General features: G+C 70.2%; 17 protein-coding genes. 7 read left to right on the plus strand and 10 right to left on the minus strand.

What is annotated here, in order from left to right; translation table 11 throughout:
• The first annotated feature begins 45 nt into the window (after positions 1 to 45).
• Positions 46 to 216 (plus strand): DUF3117 domain-containing protein, encoded by a 171-nt coding sequence (locus tag AB0O65_RS03710; RefSeq protein ID WP_071644972.1) that lies wholly within the window; start codon positions 46 to 48, stop codon positions 214 to 216.
• Between the two features lie 70 nt (positions 217 to 286).
• On the opposite strand, the gene AB0O65_RS03715 is transcribed toward AB0O65_RS03710, so the two are convergent.
• Complete coding sequence (locus AB0O65_RS03715; RefSeq protein WP_363383152.1) at positions 287 to 919, minus strand: class I SAM-dependent methyltransferase; 633 nt, start codon at positions 917 to 919, stop codon at positions 287 to 289.
• An 87-nt stretch (positions 920 to 1,006) separates the two neighbouring features.
• Between AB0O65_RS03715 and AB0O65_RS03720 the strand changes: the two genes are divergently transcribed.
• Positions 1,007 to 1,396: a twin-arginine translocase TatA/TatE family subunit gene (locus tag AB0O65_RS03720; RefSeq protein WP_071642698.1), complete on the plus strand. Its 390-nt coding sequence runs from the start codon at positions 1,007 to 1,009 to the stop codon at positions 1,394 to 1,396.
• Between the two features lie 7 nt (positions 1,397 to 1,403).
• On the opposite strand, the gene AB0O65_RS03725 is transcribed toward AB0O65_RS03720, so the two are convergent.
• The 3 genes from AB0O65_RS03725 to AB0O65_RS03735 are packed head-to-tail and all read right to left on the minus strand — an operon-like array spanning position 1,404 to position 4,304.
• On the minus strand, positions 1,404 to 2,525 hold the full coding sequence (locus AB0O65_RS03725) for a P-loop NTPase (RefSeq protein ID WP_363383156.1): 1,122 nt from the start codon (positions 2,523 to 2,525) through the stop codon (positions 1,404 to 1,406).
• On the minus strand, positions 2,512 to 3,045 hold the full coding sequence (locus AB0O65_RS03730) for a DUF1003 domain-containing protein (RefSeq protein WP_071642702.1): 534 nt from the start codon (positions 3,043 to 3,045) through the stop codon (positions 2,512 to 2,514). Before AB0O65_RS03730 ends, AB0O65_RS03725 begins: the two co-directional genes overlap by 14 nt.
• Positions 3,045 to 4,304, minus strand: a complete 1,260-nt coding sequence (locus tag AB0O65_RS03735) for a CBS domain-containing protein (RefSeq protein ID WP_191711889.1) — start codon at positions 4,302 to 4,304, stop codon at positions 3,045 to 3,047. The genes AB0O65_RS03730 and AB0O65_RS03735 overlap by 1 nt, the downstream gene beginning before the upstream one ends.
• Positions 4,305 to 4,380: 76 nt before the next feature.
• Between AB0O65_RS03735 and AB0O65_RS03740 the strand changes: the two genes are divergently transcribed.
• Genes AB0O65_RS03740 through AB0O65_RS03750 form a run of 3 tightly spaced genes read left to right on the plus strand, consistent with a single transcriptional unit; the run spans position 4,381 to position 6,370 of the window.
• Positions 4,381 to 5,289 carry a general stress protein gene (locus AB0O65_RS03740; RefSeq protein ID WP_363383159.1) on the plus strand — a complete coding sequence of 303 codons (909 nt, stop codon included), beginning with the start codon at positions 4,381 to 4,383 and terminating at the stop codon, positions 5,287 to 5,289.
• On the plus strand, positions 5,286 to 5,693 hold the full coding sequence (locus tag AB0O65_RS03745) for a hypothetical protein (RefSeq protein WP_071642708.1): 408 nt from the start codon (positions 5,286 to 5,288) through the stop codon (positions 5,691 to 5,693). Before AB0O65_RS03740 ends, AB0O65_RS03745 begins: the two co-directional genes overlap by 4 nt.
• Entirely contained in the window at positions 5,693 to 6,370 is a 678-nt protein-coding gene (locus AB0O65_RS03750) for an alpha/beta family hydrolase (protein ID WP_363383163.1), read from the plus strand. The genes AB0O65_RS03745 and AB0O65_RS03750 overlap by 1 nt, the downstream gene beginning before the upstream one ends.
• A gap of 201 nt (positions 6,371 to 6,571) precedes the next feature.
• On the opposite strand, the gene AB0O65_RS03755 is transcribed toward AB0O65_RS03750, so the two are convergent.
• The 3 genes from AB0O65_RS03755 to AB0O65_RS03765 all read right to left on the minus strand — a co-directional run bounded on the left by AB0O65_RS03755 (position 6,572) and on the right by AB0O65_RS03765 (position 10,902).
• Positions 6,572 to 8,056 (minus strand): DUF222 domain-containing protein, encoded by a 1,485-nt coding sequence (locus AB0O65_RS03755; RefSeq protein WP_363383166.1) that lies wholly within the window; start codon positions 8,054 to 8,056, stop codon positions 6,572 to 6,574.
• A gap of 314 nt (positions 8,057 to 8,370) precedes the next feature.
• Positions 8,371 to 9,792: an aminopeptidase P family protein gene (locus AB0O65_RS03760; protein ID WP_313477707.1), complete on the minus strand. Its 1,422-nt coding sequence runs from the start codon at positions 9,790 to 9,792 to the stop codon at positions 8,371 to 8,373.
• An 84-nt stretch (positions 9,793 to 9,876) separates the two neighbouring features.
• A complete protein-coding gene (locus tag AB0O65_RS03765) occupies positions 9,877 to 10,902 on the minus strand; it encodes an endonuclease/exonuclease/phosphatase family protein (RefSeq protein WP_363383168.1) in 1,026 nt (341 codons plus the stop codon).
• A gap of 54 nt (positions 10,903 to 10,956) precedes the next feature.
• Between AB0O65_RS03765 and AB0O65_RS03770 the strand changes: the two genes are divergently transcribed.
• Positions 10,957 to 11,832 (plus strand): PHP domain-containing protein, encoded by an 876-nt coding sequence (locus tag AB0O65_RS03770; RefSeq protein WP_191711883.1) that lies wholly within the window; start codon positions 10,957 to 10,959, stop codon positions 11,830 to 11,832.
• Positions 11,833 to 11,887: 55 nt separating this feature from the next.
• On the opposite strand, the gene AB0O65_RS03775 is transcribed toward AB0O65_RS03770, so the two are convergent.
• Positions 11,888 to 13,408, minus strand: coding sequence for a DEAD/DEAH box helicase (locus tag AB0O65_RS03775; RefSeq protein ID WP_071642749.1), 1,521 nt, complete (start codon positions 13,406 to 13,408; stop codon positions 11,888 to 11,890).
• 161 nt (positions 13,409 to 13,569) lie between these two features.
• Between AB0O65_RS03775 and AB0O65_RS03780 the strand changes: the two genes are divergently transcribed.
• Positions 13,570 to 14,280 (plus strand): ferritin-like fold-containing protein, encoded by a 711-nt coding sequence (locus AB0O65_RS03780; RefSeq protein WP_071642720.1) that lies wholly within the window; start codon positions 13,570 to 13,572, stop codon positions 14,278 to 14,280.
• Positions 14,281 to 14,316: 36 nt separating this feature from the next.
• On the opposite strand, the gene AB0O65_RS03785 is transcribed toward AB0O65_RS03780, so the two are convergent.
• Positions 14,317 to 14,604: a hypothetical protein gene (locus AB0O65_RS03785; RefSeq protein ID WP_071642723.1), complete on the minus strand. Its 288-nt coding sequence runs from the start codon at positions 14,602 to 14,604 to the stop codon at positions 14,317 to 14,319.
• A 1-nt stretch (position 14,605) separates the two neighbouring features.
• Positions 14,606 to 14,830, minus strand: coding sequence for a DUF3107 domain-containing protein (locus AB0O65_RS03790; protein WP_071642725.1), 225 nt, complete (start codon positions 14,828 to 14,830; stop codon positions 14,606 to 14,608).
• Positions 14,831 to 14,975: the final 145 nt, after the last annotated feature.

Raw genomic sequence — 14,975 nt, forward strand, 5'->3', positions numbered from 1 at the left:
CTACCGATAAACTTGACTCATACCACCGAGGGAAAGGGTGCCACGATGGCAGCGATGAAGCCGAGGACCGGCGACGGACCGATGGAGGCCGTGAAGGAGGGGCGACTCATCATCGTGCGGGTTCCGCTCGAAGGCGGCGGCCGTCTGGTCGTCTCCGTGAACGACGCAGAGGCGAAGGAGCTTCACGACGTGCTGGGCGCCGTCGTGAGCGCCTGACATTCCGATGAGAGGGGCGGTGGATCTGCGGATCCACCGCCCCTCTGCTGCGTCCGGGGAGTTCCGCGGCCTACTCGGCGACGCGGGCGAGCTGCAGCAGTCCCTCGCCGACGGTGGAGAGCGCGGCGAGCACCGCCTGCGACTCCTGCGTCTCCTGCACCAGCGACCGGTACGAGCTGGTGACCGCGTCGCGCTGCACGGGGTCGGCGACCCGGCCACCGTGCAGCACACGCGGCACGAGCACCAGACCGCCGGTGCGCACGAGACGCAGACCGTGCTCGACGTACTCGATGACGTTCTCGGCGTCGGCGTCGATGAAGACGATGTCGTAGGCGCCTTCGTTCATGCGCGGCAGCACGTCGGCGGCGCGTCCGGTGATGAAGCGGCCTCGGGTGGCGGGGATGCGCGCATCGGCGAAGGCCTGGCGTGCGGCGGCGAGGTGCTCGCGTTCGTTGTCGATCGTCGTCAGCACCGCCTGCGGCGCTCCGCGCAGCAGCCACAGGCCCGAGACGCCGGCCCCGGTGCCCACCTCGAGGATCGATCTGGCTGCGCCGGCGGCGGCGAGCAGGGCGCACTGCGCGCCCACCGCGGGGCTGATCGGGGCGGCTCCGAGTTCCAGGGCGTGGGCGCGCGCGCGGGCGATCGCGGCGGGCTCCACGATGGTCTCTCGCGCGAATCGGGCGTTCGCGTCGTGGTCGCTCATGGGGTCTCTCCTCGGAAAAGCTTGTGGTCACCAGCGTAAGCGGCGGCGGCGGATCGCGGGGGGAGGCGCGGCGGGTAGCCTGGGGGGATGGAACTGGGGCTGACCTTCGACAAGCTGCTGCTGATCGGGCTTATCGCTGTCATCATCATCGGCCCCGAGCGTCTGCCGAAAGCCGCTGAGTCGTTCGCGAAGTTCGTGCGCCGTGCGGGGGAGTACCTCCGCGACACCAAGAGCAGGATGCGCGACGAGCTCGGTCCGGAGATCGACGAGGTGGACTGGCGCAAGCTCGACCCGCGTCAGTACGATCCGCGCCGCATCATCCGCGACGCGCTCTTCGAAGAGCCGGAGTTCGAGGCGAAGCCGGTGTCCACACCGACCGCCGTCGCCACCGACCCGGTCGTGCCGGTGCGGCCGCGCATGACGCGCACGTACTTCTCCCGCCAGACGCCGCCGCCGTTCGACGTCGAGGCCACCTGAGCGCGGCTCAGCCGAGCCGCAGGGGAAGAGCGCGACCGGAGAGCCCGCGACCGCGGTGGGCGATCCGCTCCGCGACGTCGACGATGGCGCGCGCGGCGATGTCGTCAGGCTCGCCGAGCACGACGGGAATGCCCTGATCGCCGCCGCGGCGCAGCGCCGGGCTGAGGGGGATGGATGCCAGCAGCGGCACCTCATCGCCGTCGGCGCTGAGTGCGCGAGCCACTGCCGCGCCGCCGCCCTCGCCGAACAGGTCGAGAAGCGTGCCGTCGGGCAGCGCGAACGCGGCCATGTTCTCGATCACGCCGATCACCCGCTGGCCGGTCTGCCTGGCGACCAGTCCGCTGCGTATCGCCACGTCGGCCGCTGCCGGCTGCGGCGTGGTCACCACGAGCACCTCGGCGTGCGGCAGGATCTGACCGATCGAGATCGCGATGTCTCCGGTGCCAGGGGGCATGTCGATGAGCAGCACGTCGAGGTCGCCGAAGAACACGTCGGTGAGGAACTGCTGCACGGTGCGGTGCAGCATCGGCCCGCGCCAGGCGACGACGGCCTCGCCGTCGCGCAGGAACATGCCGATCGAGACCGTCTTCACGTCGTGCGCGACCGGGGGCAGCATGAGATCGTCGATGCGCGTCGGCTGGGTGCCGGGTGCGATGCCGAGCAGTCCCGGGATCGAGAAACCGTGCACATCGGCATCCACCAGTCCGACCCGCAGCCCCTGACGGGCGAGGGCGACGGCGAGGTTCGCGGTGACGGTGGACTTGCCGACGCCGCCCTTGCCGCTCGAGACGAGGATGACGCGGGTCAGCGAGTCGGGGCCGAAAGGCATCTGACGGGCGGGGCGTCCCGCACGCAGCTTCTCGGTGAGCGCGCGGCGCTCGTCGGGGGTCATGACGCCCACGTCGACGGTGACGTCGGCGATGCCGGCGACGGATGCCGCGGCATCCCGGACGTCCTGCTCGATGCGCTGCGCGGCCGGGCATCCGACGATCGTGAGCACGATTCCGACCCGCGCCGTCGTGCCGTCGACGGCGATCTCGCGCACCATGTCGAGATCGCCGATCGGCCGGCGCAGTTCGGGGTCGGTGACGGCGGCGACAGCCGAGCGCACGCGGTCAGCGAGCGTCATGGCTGCTCTCGACGGTGCTCTCGTCGTCGTTGAGGTCGGCGAGCAGGGCCTTCAGCTCCTGGCGCAGCACGTCACGGGTGATCTGCTGGTTGGAGCGCTCCTCGAGGGCCATGCGCAGCGCGACGATCTCGCGGGCGAGGTACTCGGTGTCGGCGAGGTTGCGCTCGGCACGCTGGCGGTCCTGCTCGATCTGCACGCGGTCGCGGTCGTCCTGCCGGTTCTGCGCGAGCAGGATGAGGGGCGCGGCATACGAGGCCTGCAGTGACAGGATCAGCGTCAGCGCGGTGAATCCGAGGGCGGCCGAGTCGAAGCGCCACCAGCCGTTCTGCTCCGCGAGCATCGTGTAGCCGATCCAGAGCGCGCAGAAGAGTGTGAGGAGGGTGAGGAAGGTCGGGGTGCCCATCGCCCGGGCGACCCACTCGGTGAAACGTCCGAACCGATCCCGCGACGGGGCCTGCGTGCGCGTGACGCCCCGGGTGCCCGGGGTGTCCAGGCGCGCGGTGCGCGAGGGACGCGCCATCATCGGGTGCCCGCCGTCGACTCGTCGGCGTCGTGGGTGCGCCAGTCGTCGGGCAGCAGGTAGTCGAGCACGTCGTCGACGCTGATCGCGCCGACCAGGCGATGCGCGCTGTCGATGACGGGAAGCGAGACGAGGTCGTAGCTGGCGAGCATGCGCGCGACCTCCGCCGCCGACGCGGTGACGGCGACCGGCTCGACGGACTCGTCGAGGATCGCGCCCAGCCGTTCGTGCGGGGGATAGCGGAGCATCTTCTGGAAGTGCACGACGCCGAGCAGACGCCCGGTCGGCGTCTCGAACGGCGGAAGCGTGACGAACACCGCCGCGGCGAGGGCGGGGTGCAGCTCGTGGCGACGGATGAGGGCCAGCGCTTCGGCGACGGTCGCGTCGGCCGACAGGATGATCGGCTCAGGCGTCATCAGGCCGCCGGCGGTGTCCGCGCCGTAGCGCAGCAGCATCCGGACGTCCTCGGCCTCCTCCGGATCCATCAGGGCGAGCAGGTGCTCGAGCCGCTCCGGGGACATCTGGGCGAGCAGGTCGGCCGCGTCGTCGGGCTCCATCTCATCGAGCACGTCGGCGGCGCGCTCGTCGCCGAGACGATCGAGGATGCCGACCTGGTCGTCTTCCGGCATCTCCTCGAGCGCGTCGGCGAGCCGCTCGTCCGGCAGCTCTTCGGCCACCTCGATCCGCCTCTCCTGCGGGAGGTCGAGCAGGGTGGTGGCGAGGTCGGCCGCGTGCAGTTCGGAGTAGGTCGCGACGAGCTGCTCGGCGGACTGCGCCCGCCCCGGCTCACGCAGCTCGGCGACCTCGTTCCACGCGGCGAACGTCGTCGGCCCCTTCGCGAACGGCGATGCGCTGGTCTTCGCCTTGCGCAGGAACAGCTGGGTGATGCCCCATTCCCCGTGGCGATCCTGCTCGATCGCGACGTCCTCGACGACCGCCGTGCCACCGCCGTCGGTGAGGCTGACCCGCCGGCCGAGGAACTCGGCGACGACGCGCACCTCGCCGGGTCGCGGCTGGAAGCGGCGCACGTTGATGAGGCCGGTGCTGATGACCTGACCCGCGCGGATCGAGGTCACGCGTCCGATCGAGAGGAAGACGTGGCGGCGTCCGGGGATCTCGATGACGAGGCCGATCACACGCGGCGAGGCCGTCTTGCGGTACACGATGACGACGTCTCGCACCTTGCCGAGGCGATCGCCCACGGGGTCGAAGACGGCGCATCCTGCCAGACGTGCGACGAAGACCCGTTGTGTGCTCACGGCTCAAGCGTAGTCCGCGAGTGCGCTGACGGCCCGGCGGGTGACGGCGCACAGGGGTCGATGGGACAATGGCCGGATGAGCATGCTGAATCGACCGGGAAAAGGCACCGACCTCGGCGAGGTGATCGCCTCGACGAAGGACTACGAGGCCGCCCAGAAGATCGTCTCGAAGCTGATCGCAGGAGAGGTGCCTGCGCGTGACATCGCCATCGTCGGCGAGGGCGTGCGCACGGTCGAGCGCGTGACCGGCAAGCTCGGATACGCAGCCGCCGCGCGGTCGGGCGCGACCAACGGCGTGCTGATCGGTCTGCTGCTGTCGGCCGTCATGCTGTTCGGCACGCCGGATGCCCCGATCTCGCTCTTCCTCGGGTTCCTGCTCATCGGTGTCGCGCTCGGCATGATCATGAGTCTGGTGACGTACTCGATCGTGCGTCGCCGTCGTGATTTCGCGAGCATGATGCAGATGCTGGCCGATCACTACGAGGTGCGGGTGCAGCCCGCGTCGCTGACCAAGGCGCGGGGCGTCGTGGGTCCGGAGCGCGCGCAGAGCGTGCGTCCGCCGGTCGACCTCAGCGAGCCGCCGCGGTACGGCGAGCGCGTTCCGCCGGCAGGTCAGGGTGGCTCGGCTGGCCAGGGCGGTTCGGCAGGTCAGGGCGGTTCGGCAGGTCAGGGCGGTTCGGCAGGTCAGGGCGGTTCGGCAGGGCAGGGCGGTTCTGCCGGCCCGGCGGACGAGTCCGGTCCGTCGACGCCGGCCGGACCCGCCTCTCCGTCGCCGCAGCCCGTCACCGATCCCGCTCCTGCTCCGGATCCGGTCCCGGATCCCGCTCCTGCCCCGGACCCGGCTCCGGGAACGACCGGCGGTCCGGTCGTTCCGCCCAAGCCGCCGCTTCCGGGTGCGGAGCCCGGCATCGAGGGGGCCGACCCCGGGTCCGCCCCGAAGCCCGCCGCGGGCAGCGACCTGTCGAATCCGACCGACCCGCGATGACGGGCTCGAGCGGCCGGGCGACGGGCGCTTCGGCGTGGGCGCTGGGTCTGCTCGTGCTGCTGCCGGTTCCGTTCCTCGGGCCCTTGGCCGCCGGCGGCGGCATGATCGCGGCCCATGACTCGCTGTCGCGGCAGGGCCCGGTGGCGAAGCAGAACGCCGCTCTCGCCCGCTCGTGGGGACGGCTGTTCCTGATCGTGTCGACCGCGTTGCTTCTTCTGCAGTTGATTGTCGGGCTGGTGCGGTTGACGCAGCCGAGTGCTCCGGCGTCGGGTCTCCTTCCGCAGGGCATCCCGCTTCTGCTGTATGTGATGGTGTGCGTCGTGCATCTCGTGGTGGTGCTGGTCGCCCTGCGGCGCGCGCGTCGCGGTCAGATCGTGCGCCTTCCATTCGTGAGGAGCGCCTGATGGCGGTCGAGGTGCCGCTGCCGGCGGGATCGGTGACGGTGTCGACAGCGTGGGAGGAGCCGGATGGCGAGTCGCGCGGTGTCGTCGCGATCGCGCACGGAGCCGGTGCGGGCATGGATCATCCGTTCCTGGTCGGTTTCGCCGCGGCGCTGCGGGACGCCGGATTCACGACTCTGAGATTCAACTTCCCCTATGTGGAGGCGGGTCGGCGGATGCCAGGGCCGGCCGCGCACGCCGTTCTGACCTGGCGTGCAGTGGTGGCGATGATCCGCTCCGAGCGGCCCGAGGCTGCGATCTGGGCTTGTGGGAAGTCTTACGGCGGCAGGATGGCGTCGATGGCTGTCGCGGACGGTCTCGACGTGAATGGGCTCGTGTACCTCGGGTACCCCCTGCACCCGCCCGGCAAGCCGGAGAAACCGAGGGTCGAGCATCTGCCCGCCGTGCGTGCGCCCCAGCTGTTCGTCGAAGGCACGAATGACCCGTTCGTGCAGCCGCTGGCGCAGCTGGAGGAAGCGGTGGCGTCGTGTCCGGATGCCAGGATCGCGTGGATCGACGGCGGTGGGCACTCGTTCGAGGTGAAGGGTGCCAAGCGGCCGGCTGACGTCATCGGCGCGGAACTGGCGCCGTTGGTGGTGGCGTTCATCGACGAGGTCGAGCGACGGCACGCGCAGAGGTGAGCATCGGGCTCCATCACATCGAGCTGTGGCTGGCAGATGGCCTGTCGGCGTCAGGTTCGCCGTGGCTGTCGACGCAGCTCGGCTTCGTTCGGAAGCAGAGCGGGGAGGGTGGCGAGTCCTGGTCGGCCGGTGGTGCTCACCTGACGCCCACCATGTCGCCGACGTCGCCGGCGGTGCAGCATCCCGCCCCGTCGCACAATCTCACGCGATCGCGGGTCGGAAGCGCCGGGGCGGAGGGTCGATTCCGGCCCAGGCTGCGACGAGTGCTGCGCGTGCACGCAGGGGGATGGCCGGTTCTCCGCCGGGCGGATGCAGCAGGAACTCGCCTTTCCCTTCTCGAGTGATGCGCCATCCGCCGTGGTGCAGCTGCATATGGTGATGTCTGCAGAGCAGGATGCCACGGTCGATATCGGTGCGACCCCGGTCGGCATGCCATTCGTCGATGTGATGGGCTTCACCGTACGACGCGGGGCGGTCACAGCCTCGCCAGCGGCATCCGCCGTCTCGGATGGCGAGCGCGATGCGCTGCGGGGGAGTGAAGAGTCGGTGTTCTCGGCCCACGTCGAGCGGATTGCCGCGGGAATCGATGGTGACCTGCACGGTTCCGCTCTCGCACACGTGCTGCTGGATGCTGGCGAACGGAAACGGCATGCCGTAGTCCTCGGTGCGCGCGCTGGTCGGGGTGCCGTCGGCGGCCTGCACCTGCACGAGCCGCACTCCGGCCTGGCGTGCGCCGAAGACGTCTTTCGCGTCAGCGAGCGCGCCCGCACGAAGCAGATCGATGAGCAGGTCGTAGAACAGCTGATCGTTGGTCCGAGAGTCGGCGGCGAGATCTCGAGCATTGTTCGCCTCGTCGGAGTCGACGAACCGCGGGCCCCCGCGACGTGGGCGCAGAGCCGCGTCACGGATCGCTCTCACCCAGGCGGCGCCTTCGTCTTCGAACTCGATGTGCCCGCGCTCGCGTCCGTCGGCGTCGATCCAGGTGCGGAAGCTGCGCCGTTCGTACCGCTCTGCGAACCGGCGCGCAGCGCCCTCGGGGTCGAGGTGGTCCCGGATCGCCCGGGCTTGGATGCGAAGCTCTTCGACGGTGCGGCAGCCGGCGTCGGCGATGAGCTGCTCTGCCGCTGCCGTCCAGGCGGCGTGCGTGTCGTCGGAGTCATCGGTCGGCTGGCTGAGGCCGCGCTGGATCGCATCCTGCTGCGCCGGGGAGAGACACCCCTGCAGCAGCGCCGCCGACAGTGGCGCATGCCAGGGCATCCGGGGAAGCGCCGTGTCAGAGAGCGCAGGGACGGCGTCGTGGCCGCTCCACGACGTCTCATTCCCCTCCGCCGCAGCGGGGACCTCGCTGTCGAGGATGGACTGGCCCAGCCGCACCTGCCGCTGCGCATCGGCATGGCTGCTTCCGGTGAGCTCCTGCACGAGCGCTGCGGGAGAGCGGTGACCGCGGGACTGCGCCAGCCCGTCCTGCCCCGCTTCGCGCGTGGACCGGGCGGCGACGATGCCCGCGCCGACGATCCCGATCCGCTCCGCCGCGCGCACCAGCGACGCCGCCGCGCCCAGCGCCTCGACCAGCTTCTCGCCCGGGAACGACGACATCCGCGCCGACAGATCCTGCACATCCGCATCTGCGCCGAACAGGTCGCGCAGAACCGCGACCTGAGCGTCGATGTCGGTGAAGAGGGCCATGACTCAATTGTGCGAGCGACCACCGACATTCGAACAAGAATTCGAGCGATAGTCGCGTCCGGAAGATCACGAAGAGATAACGAAGGAGGCTGTCGCCTTCTTCCGTCCGGTACGGCATCGACAGCAGGAACTGCTCGAAGATCGCCTTTCGTGTGCGAGCAGTGCGTAGCCCCGGTCCTCAGTCCACCCACGTTCCGCGTGCCACTCCTCCTCGATGCCGTGGCGCTCCGGCCGCATGCCGGCGCGGATGAGCGTCCGTGCCGGCGCGATATTCGCTGCGGCGCTGACCCAGCGGATGAACCGCGCTCAGCGGCTCAGCTCTTCCGCAGCCGCGCGATCCACGCCTCGACGTCCTCGACCGTGCGGGGGATGTCCGCCGACAGGTTCTCGGCGCCGTCCGCGGTCACCAGGATGTCGTCCTCGATGCGCACCCCGATGCCGCGCAGCTCCTCCGGCACGGTCAGGTCGTCGATCTGGAAGTACAGACCCGGTTCGATGGTGAAGACCATGCCCTCTTCGAGCACCCCGTCGTAGTACATCTCGCGGCGCGCCTGCGCGCAGTCGTGCACATCGATGCCGAGGTGGTGCGAGGTGCCGTGCACCATGTAGCGGCGGTGCTGGCCGCCGTTGTCGGCATCCAGAGCCTCCTCTGCGGAGACGGGCAGCAGGCCCCACTCCGCGGTGCGGCGCGCGATCACGTCCATCGCGGCTTCGTGCAGCGCGCGGAAGCGCACTCCGGGCTTCGCGACGGCGAACGCGGCGTCCGCGGCCTCGAGCACGACCTTGTACACGCGGCGCTGCACGTCTGAGAACGTGCCGTTCACCGGCAGGGTGCGGGTGATGTCGGCGGTGTACTGGCTGTCGACCTCGACACCGGCGTCGATGAGGATCAGGTCTCCCGGCACGACGGCGCCGTCGTTGCGCGTCCAGTGCAGGTAGCAGGCGTGATGGCCGGAGGCGGCGATCGTGTCGTAGCCCTCCCAGTGCCCGTCGCTGCGAGCCCGCTGGTGGAACACACCCTCGACGATGCGCTCGCCTCGGGGGTGCGCGATCGCGCGGTCGAAGTCGCGGATGATGTCGTCGAACCCGGATGCCGTGACCGCGACCGCATGCCGCATCTCGGCGATCTCGAACTCGTCCTTGACCAGGCGCAGCTCCGAGACGAAGCGGGTGAGCTCCTCGTCGACGTCGACGACGAGGTCGTCATCCCCGGCGACGAACGAATCCACGTGGGCGGTCGCGACGTCGAGGTTTGCGGCGACGCCTGCGAGCGAGGGGCGCGGCCCGATCCAGAACTCGCCGATCGTGGCATCCGAGTAGAACTCGCTGGTGGTGCGGTCGGCACGCTCGCGGAAGTACAGCGTGACCTCGTGTCCGTTCTCGGTCGGCTCGAAGACGAGCAGCGAGTCGGGCTCGGATTCGTTCGCCCACCCCGTGAGGTGGACGAAGGCGGAGTGTGCGCGGAACGGGTAGTCGGTGTCGTTGCTGCGCTGCTTGAACGATCCGGCCGGTACGACCAGGCGCTCTCCGGGGAAGGCAGCCGAGACCTTCGCGCGACGGGCCGCGGCGTACGCCGCCTGGGCGCGCGGGGCGGGCATGGACTCAGGGCGTTCGGCCCATCCGGTCGAGATCGTCTCGCGGAATCCACGGGGGAACGGCTGCTTGCGGGGGTTCTTCTCCGCTGCGACAGCCTCGGCGGGGGTCTCGACGGCGGCGTCGGTGTCTGCGCTGGTCATGCATCCATTGTGTCACTCGTCGCCGACACGGCACCCTGCCGCAGCGCCCCGGCGGACGCGCGACGCATGCCGCCCGGTTACCGGTTACCGACCCGCCGGCTCCAGCTGAGCGACGATCGCCCGATGGTCGCTGCCGCCCGCGTCCTCGAGCACGAGCGTTCCGGTCGCCTGCCATTCCGGGCTCGACATGATGTGGTCGATGGGTGCGCCGGCCAGATGCGGCAGGCTCGCCGGCCACGTGCCGACCATGCCGTTGCCGGTGCTCGCAGCGGCGTCGATGCAACGGCCCATGGTGCCGCCGTCGATGCCGAACGATGCCATGTGGTCGAGCGTCGCGTTGAAGTCCCCCGCGAGGATGAACTCGCCTTCCGGGCACTGGTCGGCGATCCACTCCAGGTCCGACCGCCACTGCGACATGTCGCCCTGGCGAGGCGCCACGGCATGCACGGCCACGATGGTGGGACCTGTGCCGTCGACGGGCATCGCCACGGCGCTCGGCACCGATCCGGTGTTGCTCGATCCGTCCAGCGACGAGTCGATCACCGAGTACTCGCCGAGGTCGGCCGAGATCAGGATCGTCGTCTGCCAGGCCTGCGGCCCGTCCGGCACGTCGGGCTGGATGTTGACGTGGTGCACCCACATCGGGCGTCCGGCATCGCGCATCATGATCGCGATCTGCTCGCCGACCTCCTCCGCGGTCTCGGGCAGCGACACGACGTCGATCTGCTGGTCGGCGATGACACCGGCGATCGTGTCGGCTGACACGGCGGCGCCCGCGGTGTTCCAGGTGAGCACGCGCACCGCCTCATCGGTCTTCTGCGGCAGGGCATCCGAGCCGTATCCCCGAGTGGCCCCGATCACGCCGATCGAGCCGGCTCCGACCAGCGCCACGACGAGGATCGACGCCGCGAAGCCGCGCAGCGGCCTCGCCAGGAGCAGCAGGGCGGCGACCAGGGCGACCACCAGGAAGGCGACCGCGAGCGCGATGCGGGAGGCGATGATCTGAGTGATCGGGAAGGTGAGCTCGAGATGGAAGAACTGCGGCCACACGAGAACCGCCGTCGCGATGGCGAACAGCACCGTGAGGAGGATTCCGACGAGTCGTAGCATCGTCCGAAATCCTAGAGGAGACGTCTGCGTCATCGCTGGCGGTACCCTCGGAGGATGACGTCAGGCCCCTCCACCCGCCCTCCGGGACCGAGCGACCTGCATCTGCACTCCAATCACTCCGACGGCACCGAGCCGCCGGCCGAGGTGATGCGTCAAGCGCACGGCCACGGCATCCGCACCGCCGCCCTCACCGACCACGACCGCACGACCGGCTGGCAGGAGGCGGGGGATGCCGCGGTCTCGCTGGGCATGACGTTCCTGCCCGGCATGGAGCTCTCGGCCAAGCACGAGTGGCGCAGCGTCCACGTGCTCGGGTACCTCTTCGATCCCGACGACCCCGACCTCGTCGCCGAGACCGATCGCATCCGCAGCGACCGGGTCGGTCGCGCGGAGCGGATCGTGCGCAGCATCGGTCGCGACTACGACCTCGGCTGGGACGACGTGCTGGCGCAGACGACCCCGGATGCCACGGTGGGCCGTCCGCACATCGCCGACGCGCTCGTCGCGCGGGGCATCGTCCGGGACCGCACGGAGGCGTTCGAGGGCATCCTGCATCCGCGCGAGGGCTACTACGAGCCGCACTATGCACCCGACCCGCTGGCGGCGGTGCGTCTGATCACGCGCGCCGGGGGAGTGGCCGTGATCGCGCATCCCGTCACGGCAGGACGCGACCGGATGATGCCGCTGACGTACATCGAGCGGCTGATCGACGAGGGGCTCGCCGGCTTCGAGGTGGATCACCGCGAGAACACCGCCGAGGGCAAGCGCCGGCTGCGTCAGATCGCCGCGCGTCACGACCTCATCGTCACCGGATCCAGCGACTACCACGGCGCGGGCAAACCCAACCGCCCCGGGGAGAACACCACCTCAGACGAGATGGTCGCCCGCATCGTCGAGCGCGCGAGCGGCGCATCGCCCCGCACCCCCTGAGACGCGATCGAGGCCCCTCCCGCTGAGCAGGAGAGGCCTCGATGAGCGTGAGGGGTCAGGCGCCGCTGGGGGCCGCACCGCCGCTGCGCCGACGACGGCGACGACGCTGCGGCGCCGGCTTGCCGTCGCGGTGCTCGCCGGTCGCGTCGCCGTCGTGCGTGCCCGCCCCGTCCGCCTCGCGTTCTGCGGGCGACGAGGAGCCGGATGCCTGCTGCTCGGTGCTCTCCGCGCCCTCGGCGAAGGTGGAGCCGACCTTGTCGCCCTCCGAGCTGCGACGGCGGCGACGGCGCCGCTTGGTCGCACCCTCGTCGGTGCCCTCGGCGGCGGCTTCCGCTGCCTTCTGCGGCTGACGCTGACGACGCTCCGACGCCGGCTTCTCGGCCTTCGGTGCGGTCACCAAGCGTCCCTTGGTGCCCTCGGGGATGTTCAGGTCGCTGTACAGGTGCGGGCTCGACGAATAGGTCTCGACGGGCTCGGGCTGGCCGAACTCCAGCGCGCGGTTGATCAGGGCCCACTTGTGCAGGTCGTCCCAGTCGACGAAGGTGACGGCGATGCCCGTCTTGCCCGCGCGGCCGGTGCGGCCGGCGCGGTGCAGGTAGGTCTTGTCCTCGTCGGGGATGGTGTGGTTGATGACGTGCGTGACGTCGTCCACGTCGATGCCGCGGGCGGCGACGTCGGTGGCGACCAGCACGTCGCGCTTGCCGGCCTTGAACGCCGCCATCGAGCGCTCGCGCTGCTCCTGGCCCATGTCGCCGTGCACGCCGCCGACGTTGAAGCCCCGGTCGCCGAGCTCGTCGACGAGCTTCTGGGCGGCGCGCTTGGTGCGGGTGAAGATGACGGTCTTGCCCCGGCCTTCGGCCTGCAGGATGCGGGCGATGATCTCGTCCTTGTCGAGCGAGTGCGCCCGGTAGACGATGTGCTTGATGTTCGCCTGCGTCAGGCCCTCATCCGGATCGGTGGCGCGGATGTGGATCGGGTTCGACATGAACCGGCGCGCCAGCGCCACGATGGGACCGGGCATGGTCGCCGAGAACAGCTGGGTGTGCCGCACGGGCGGAACCTTCGAGAAGATCTTCTCGATGTCGGCGAGGAACCCGAGGTCGAGCATCTTGTCCGCCTCGTCGAGCACGACCTCGGTCGCGTTCGAGAGGTCGAGCAGCCGCTGGTTGGCCAGGTCGATGAGACGCCCTGGCGTGCCGACGACGATCTGCGCGCCGGCCTTCAGCTGGTCGATCTGGCCCTCGTATGCCTTGCCGCCGTAGATCGCGACCACACTGGTGGAGCGGTTCGACGTGAGCAGGTCCATGTCCTCGTAGACCTGCACGGCCAGCTCGCGGGTGGGCACCACGATGAGCGCCTTGACGCCGTGCTCGGGGTTCTGGCCGAGCCGCTGCACCACGGGGATGCCGAAGCCGAACGTCTTGCCCGTTCCGGTCTTGGCCTGGCCGATGATGTCCTGGCCCGGAAGGCCGAGCGGAATGGTCTGCTCCTGGATGGGGAACGCATCGACGATCCCCTTCGCGGCGAGCGCGTCGATGATGTCCTGATCGATTCCCAGATCAGCGAATGAAGTCACAGTGTTCTCTTGCCTGTCCGGCGCGAGCGCGGCGTATGCCACGGGGGCGCCTCGTAACGGATCCACGCCGTCTCAGTTCATGCCAGGCGCGGGGCCCTGCTCCGATGGCAGGACGGGACAAGCCTACCGGAGGACGGCCCCGCGCCCAGTAGTGTGGGCTCGTGGTCAACTGGTTCTGGAAGCGCGCGCCCCAGCGGCGCACGCTGAAGCTGCGCAGCCGCGGGGAGGCGAGCGGCACGACGCGCGTCGACTTCGCCGAGCTCGCCCCGGAGCTGAATCGGTTCCTCGGGCAGGCCGCGTACCTGCAGCTCGGCTATTTCGAGACGCTCAGCCGAGGCATCCGCGGCACTCAGGAGCTGGCCCGCAAGGAGGCGCTCTCGCGCGCCGCCGGAGCCGCGCTCGACAAGCACCGCGGCATCGTGCAGGTGATCGCCGAACGCGGCGACGATCCGACGCAGGTGATGCTGCCGTTCCGCGAGAACCTCGACGAGTTCCGCCGCAAGACCATCGGCGAGCGGCAGGAGGAGACACTGCTCGCGGTGTACCTCACCGCGGGGATGCTGGACGACTTCTACCTCGCGCTGGCAGGCAGCTACGGCGAGACCGGGGAGCGGGTCGCCGCCATCCTGCGCCAGGACGACCGGGGCGGGGAGATCGTCTCGATCATCCAGGAGACGATCGAGAGCGACGACGAATGGCGCTCGCTGCTGTCGATGTGGGGGCGTCGCCTGGTCGGCGACACCCTGCTGGTGTGCCGCGACGCACTGCGGCCGGGGCGACTGGTCGCCGACGATCAGCGGATCGAGCCGGTGTACACCGAGCTGATGGGCGCGCACGCCAGGCGGATGGATGCCATGGGGCTCGCCTCGTAGCATCCCGGGCCGCATGCGCATCCGGCGGCGATCGCGTCAGATGCCGAGCGACTGCTTTTCGAGCGTGTCGCGGCGCGTGCGCTGCGACGTCAGGACGAGGGTGGATGCCGCGGCCAGCGCGAGACCCGCGCCGATGCTCACGACCCAGAGCAGTACGTCGCCCTCGCCGACGCCCGTCCACTGCATGATCGTGTAGACGGCGGCGGTCGTGGCGGTCGCGATCGCCGGTGTCACCGCGACGCCGCGCAGCTGGCGCTGCGGCAGCGCGAAATGCAGGGCGACGCCCAGAGAGCACGCCGCGATCAGGGCGAGCAGGATGTACATGTCAGGCGAAGAAGCCGACGCGGCGCGACTCCTCGGTGCCCAGCTCGATGTAGGCCAGGTTCGCGGTGGGCACGATGTACGAGCTGCCCTTCGCATCGGTGAGGCTGATGTGGCTGGCGTTCTGCTCGAGGGCGGAGACCACCTGGGAGCGCACCTCGTCAGCCGTGCTGGAGGTGTCGAAGCTCAGCTCACGACCGGTGTTGATGATGCCGATGCGGATTTCCACGCGATCTCCTCGGGTTGGACGAACACCGGCAACTCTACCGGCTGGTCCCGCGCCGGGTCCGCCGTCGCACACGATTTCGCCGTGGGCGCACAGTCGTGCCGCATCCGGCCGCTGCGCGCGGTGTCGGCGGGCCGCTATACCGTGG

The organism is Microbacterium sp. NPDC077391 (genome assembly GCF_040686955.1).
GTDB lineage: Bacteria > Actinomycetota > Actinomycetes > Actinomycetales > Microbacteriaceae > Microbacterium > Microbacterium commune.

What these genes read in the sequence shown, in the direction of transcription:
- AB0O65_RS03720 (WP_071642698.1), top strand. Translation starts at nt 1,007, where the DNA reads ATGGAACTGGGGCTGACCTTCGACAAGCTGCTGCTGATCGGGCTTATC.
- AB0O65_RS03745 (WP_071642708.1), top strand. Translation starts at nt 5,286, where the DNA reads ATGACGGGCTCGAGCGGCCGGGCGACGGGCGCTTCGGCGTGGGCGCTG.
- AB0O65_RS03725 (WP_363383156.1), bottom strand. Translation starts at nt 2,525, where the DNA reads ATGACGCTCGCTGACCGCGTGCGCTCGGCTGTCGCCGCCGTCACCGAC.
- AB0O65_RS03715 (WP_363383152.1), bottom strand. Translation starts at nt 919, where the DNA reads ATGAGCGACCACGACGCGAACGCCCGATTCGCGCGAGAGACCATCGTG.
- AB0O65_RS03755 (WP_363383166.1), bottom strand. Translation starts at nt 8,056, where the DNA reads ATGGCCCTCTTCACCGACATCGACGCTCAGGTCGCGGTTCTGCGCGAC.
- AB0O65_RS03765 (WP_363383168.1), bottom strand. Translation starts at nt 10,902, where the DNA reads ATGCTACGACTCGTCGGAATCCTCCTCACGGTGCTGTTCGCCATCGCG.
- AB0O65_RS03710 (WP_071644972.1), top strand. Translation starts at nt 46, where the DNA reads ATGGCAGCGATGAAGCCGAGGACCGGCGACGGACCGATGGAGGCCGTG.
- AB0O65_RS03770 (WP_191711883.1), top strand. Translation starts at nt 10,957, where the DNA reads ATGACGTCAGGCCCCTCCACCCGCCCTCCGGGACCGAGCGACCTGCAT.
- AB0O65_RS03760 (WP_313477707.1), bottom strand. Translation starts at nt 9,792, where the DNA reads ATGACCAGCGCAGACACCGACGCCGCCGTCGAGACCCCCGCCGAGGCT.
- AB0O65_RS03750 (WP_363383163.1), top strand. Translation starts at nt 5,693, where the DNA reads ATGGCGGTCGAGGTGCCGCTGCCGGCGGGATCGGTGACGGTGTCGACA.
- AB0O65_RS03740 (WP_363383159.1), top strand. Translation starts at nt 4,381, where the DNA reads ATGAGCATGCTGAATCGACCGGGAAAAGGCACCGACCTCGGCGAGGTG.
- AB0O65_RS03730 (WP_071642702.1), bottom strand. Translation starts at nt 3,045, where the DNA reads ATGGCGCGTCCCTCGCGCACCGCGCGCCTGGACACCCCGGGCACCCGG.
- AB0O65_RS03785 (WP_071642723.1), bottom strand. Translation starts at nt 14,604, where the DNA reads ATGTACATCCTGCTCGCCCTGATCGCGGCGTGCTCTCTGGGCGTCGCC.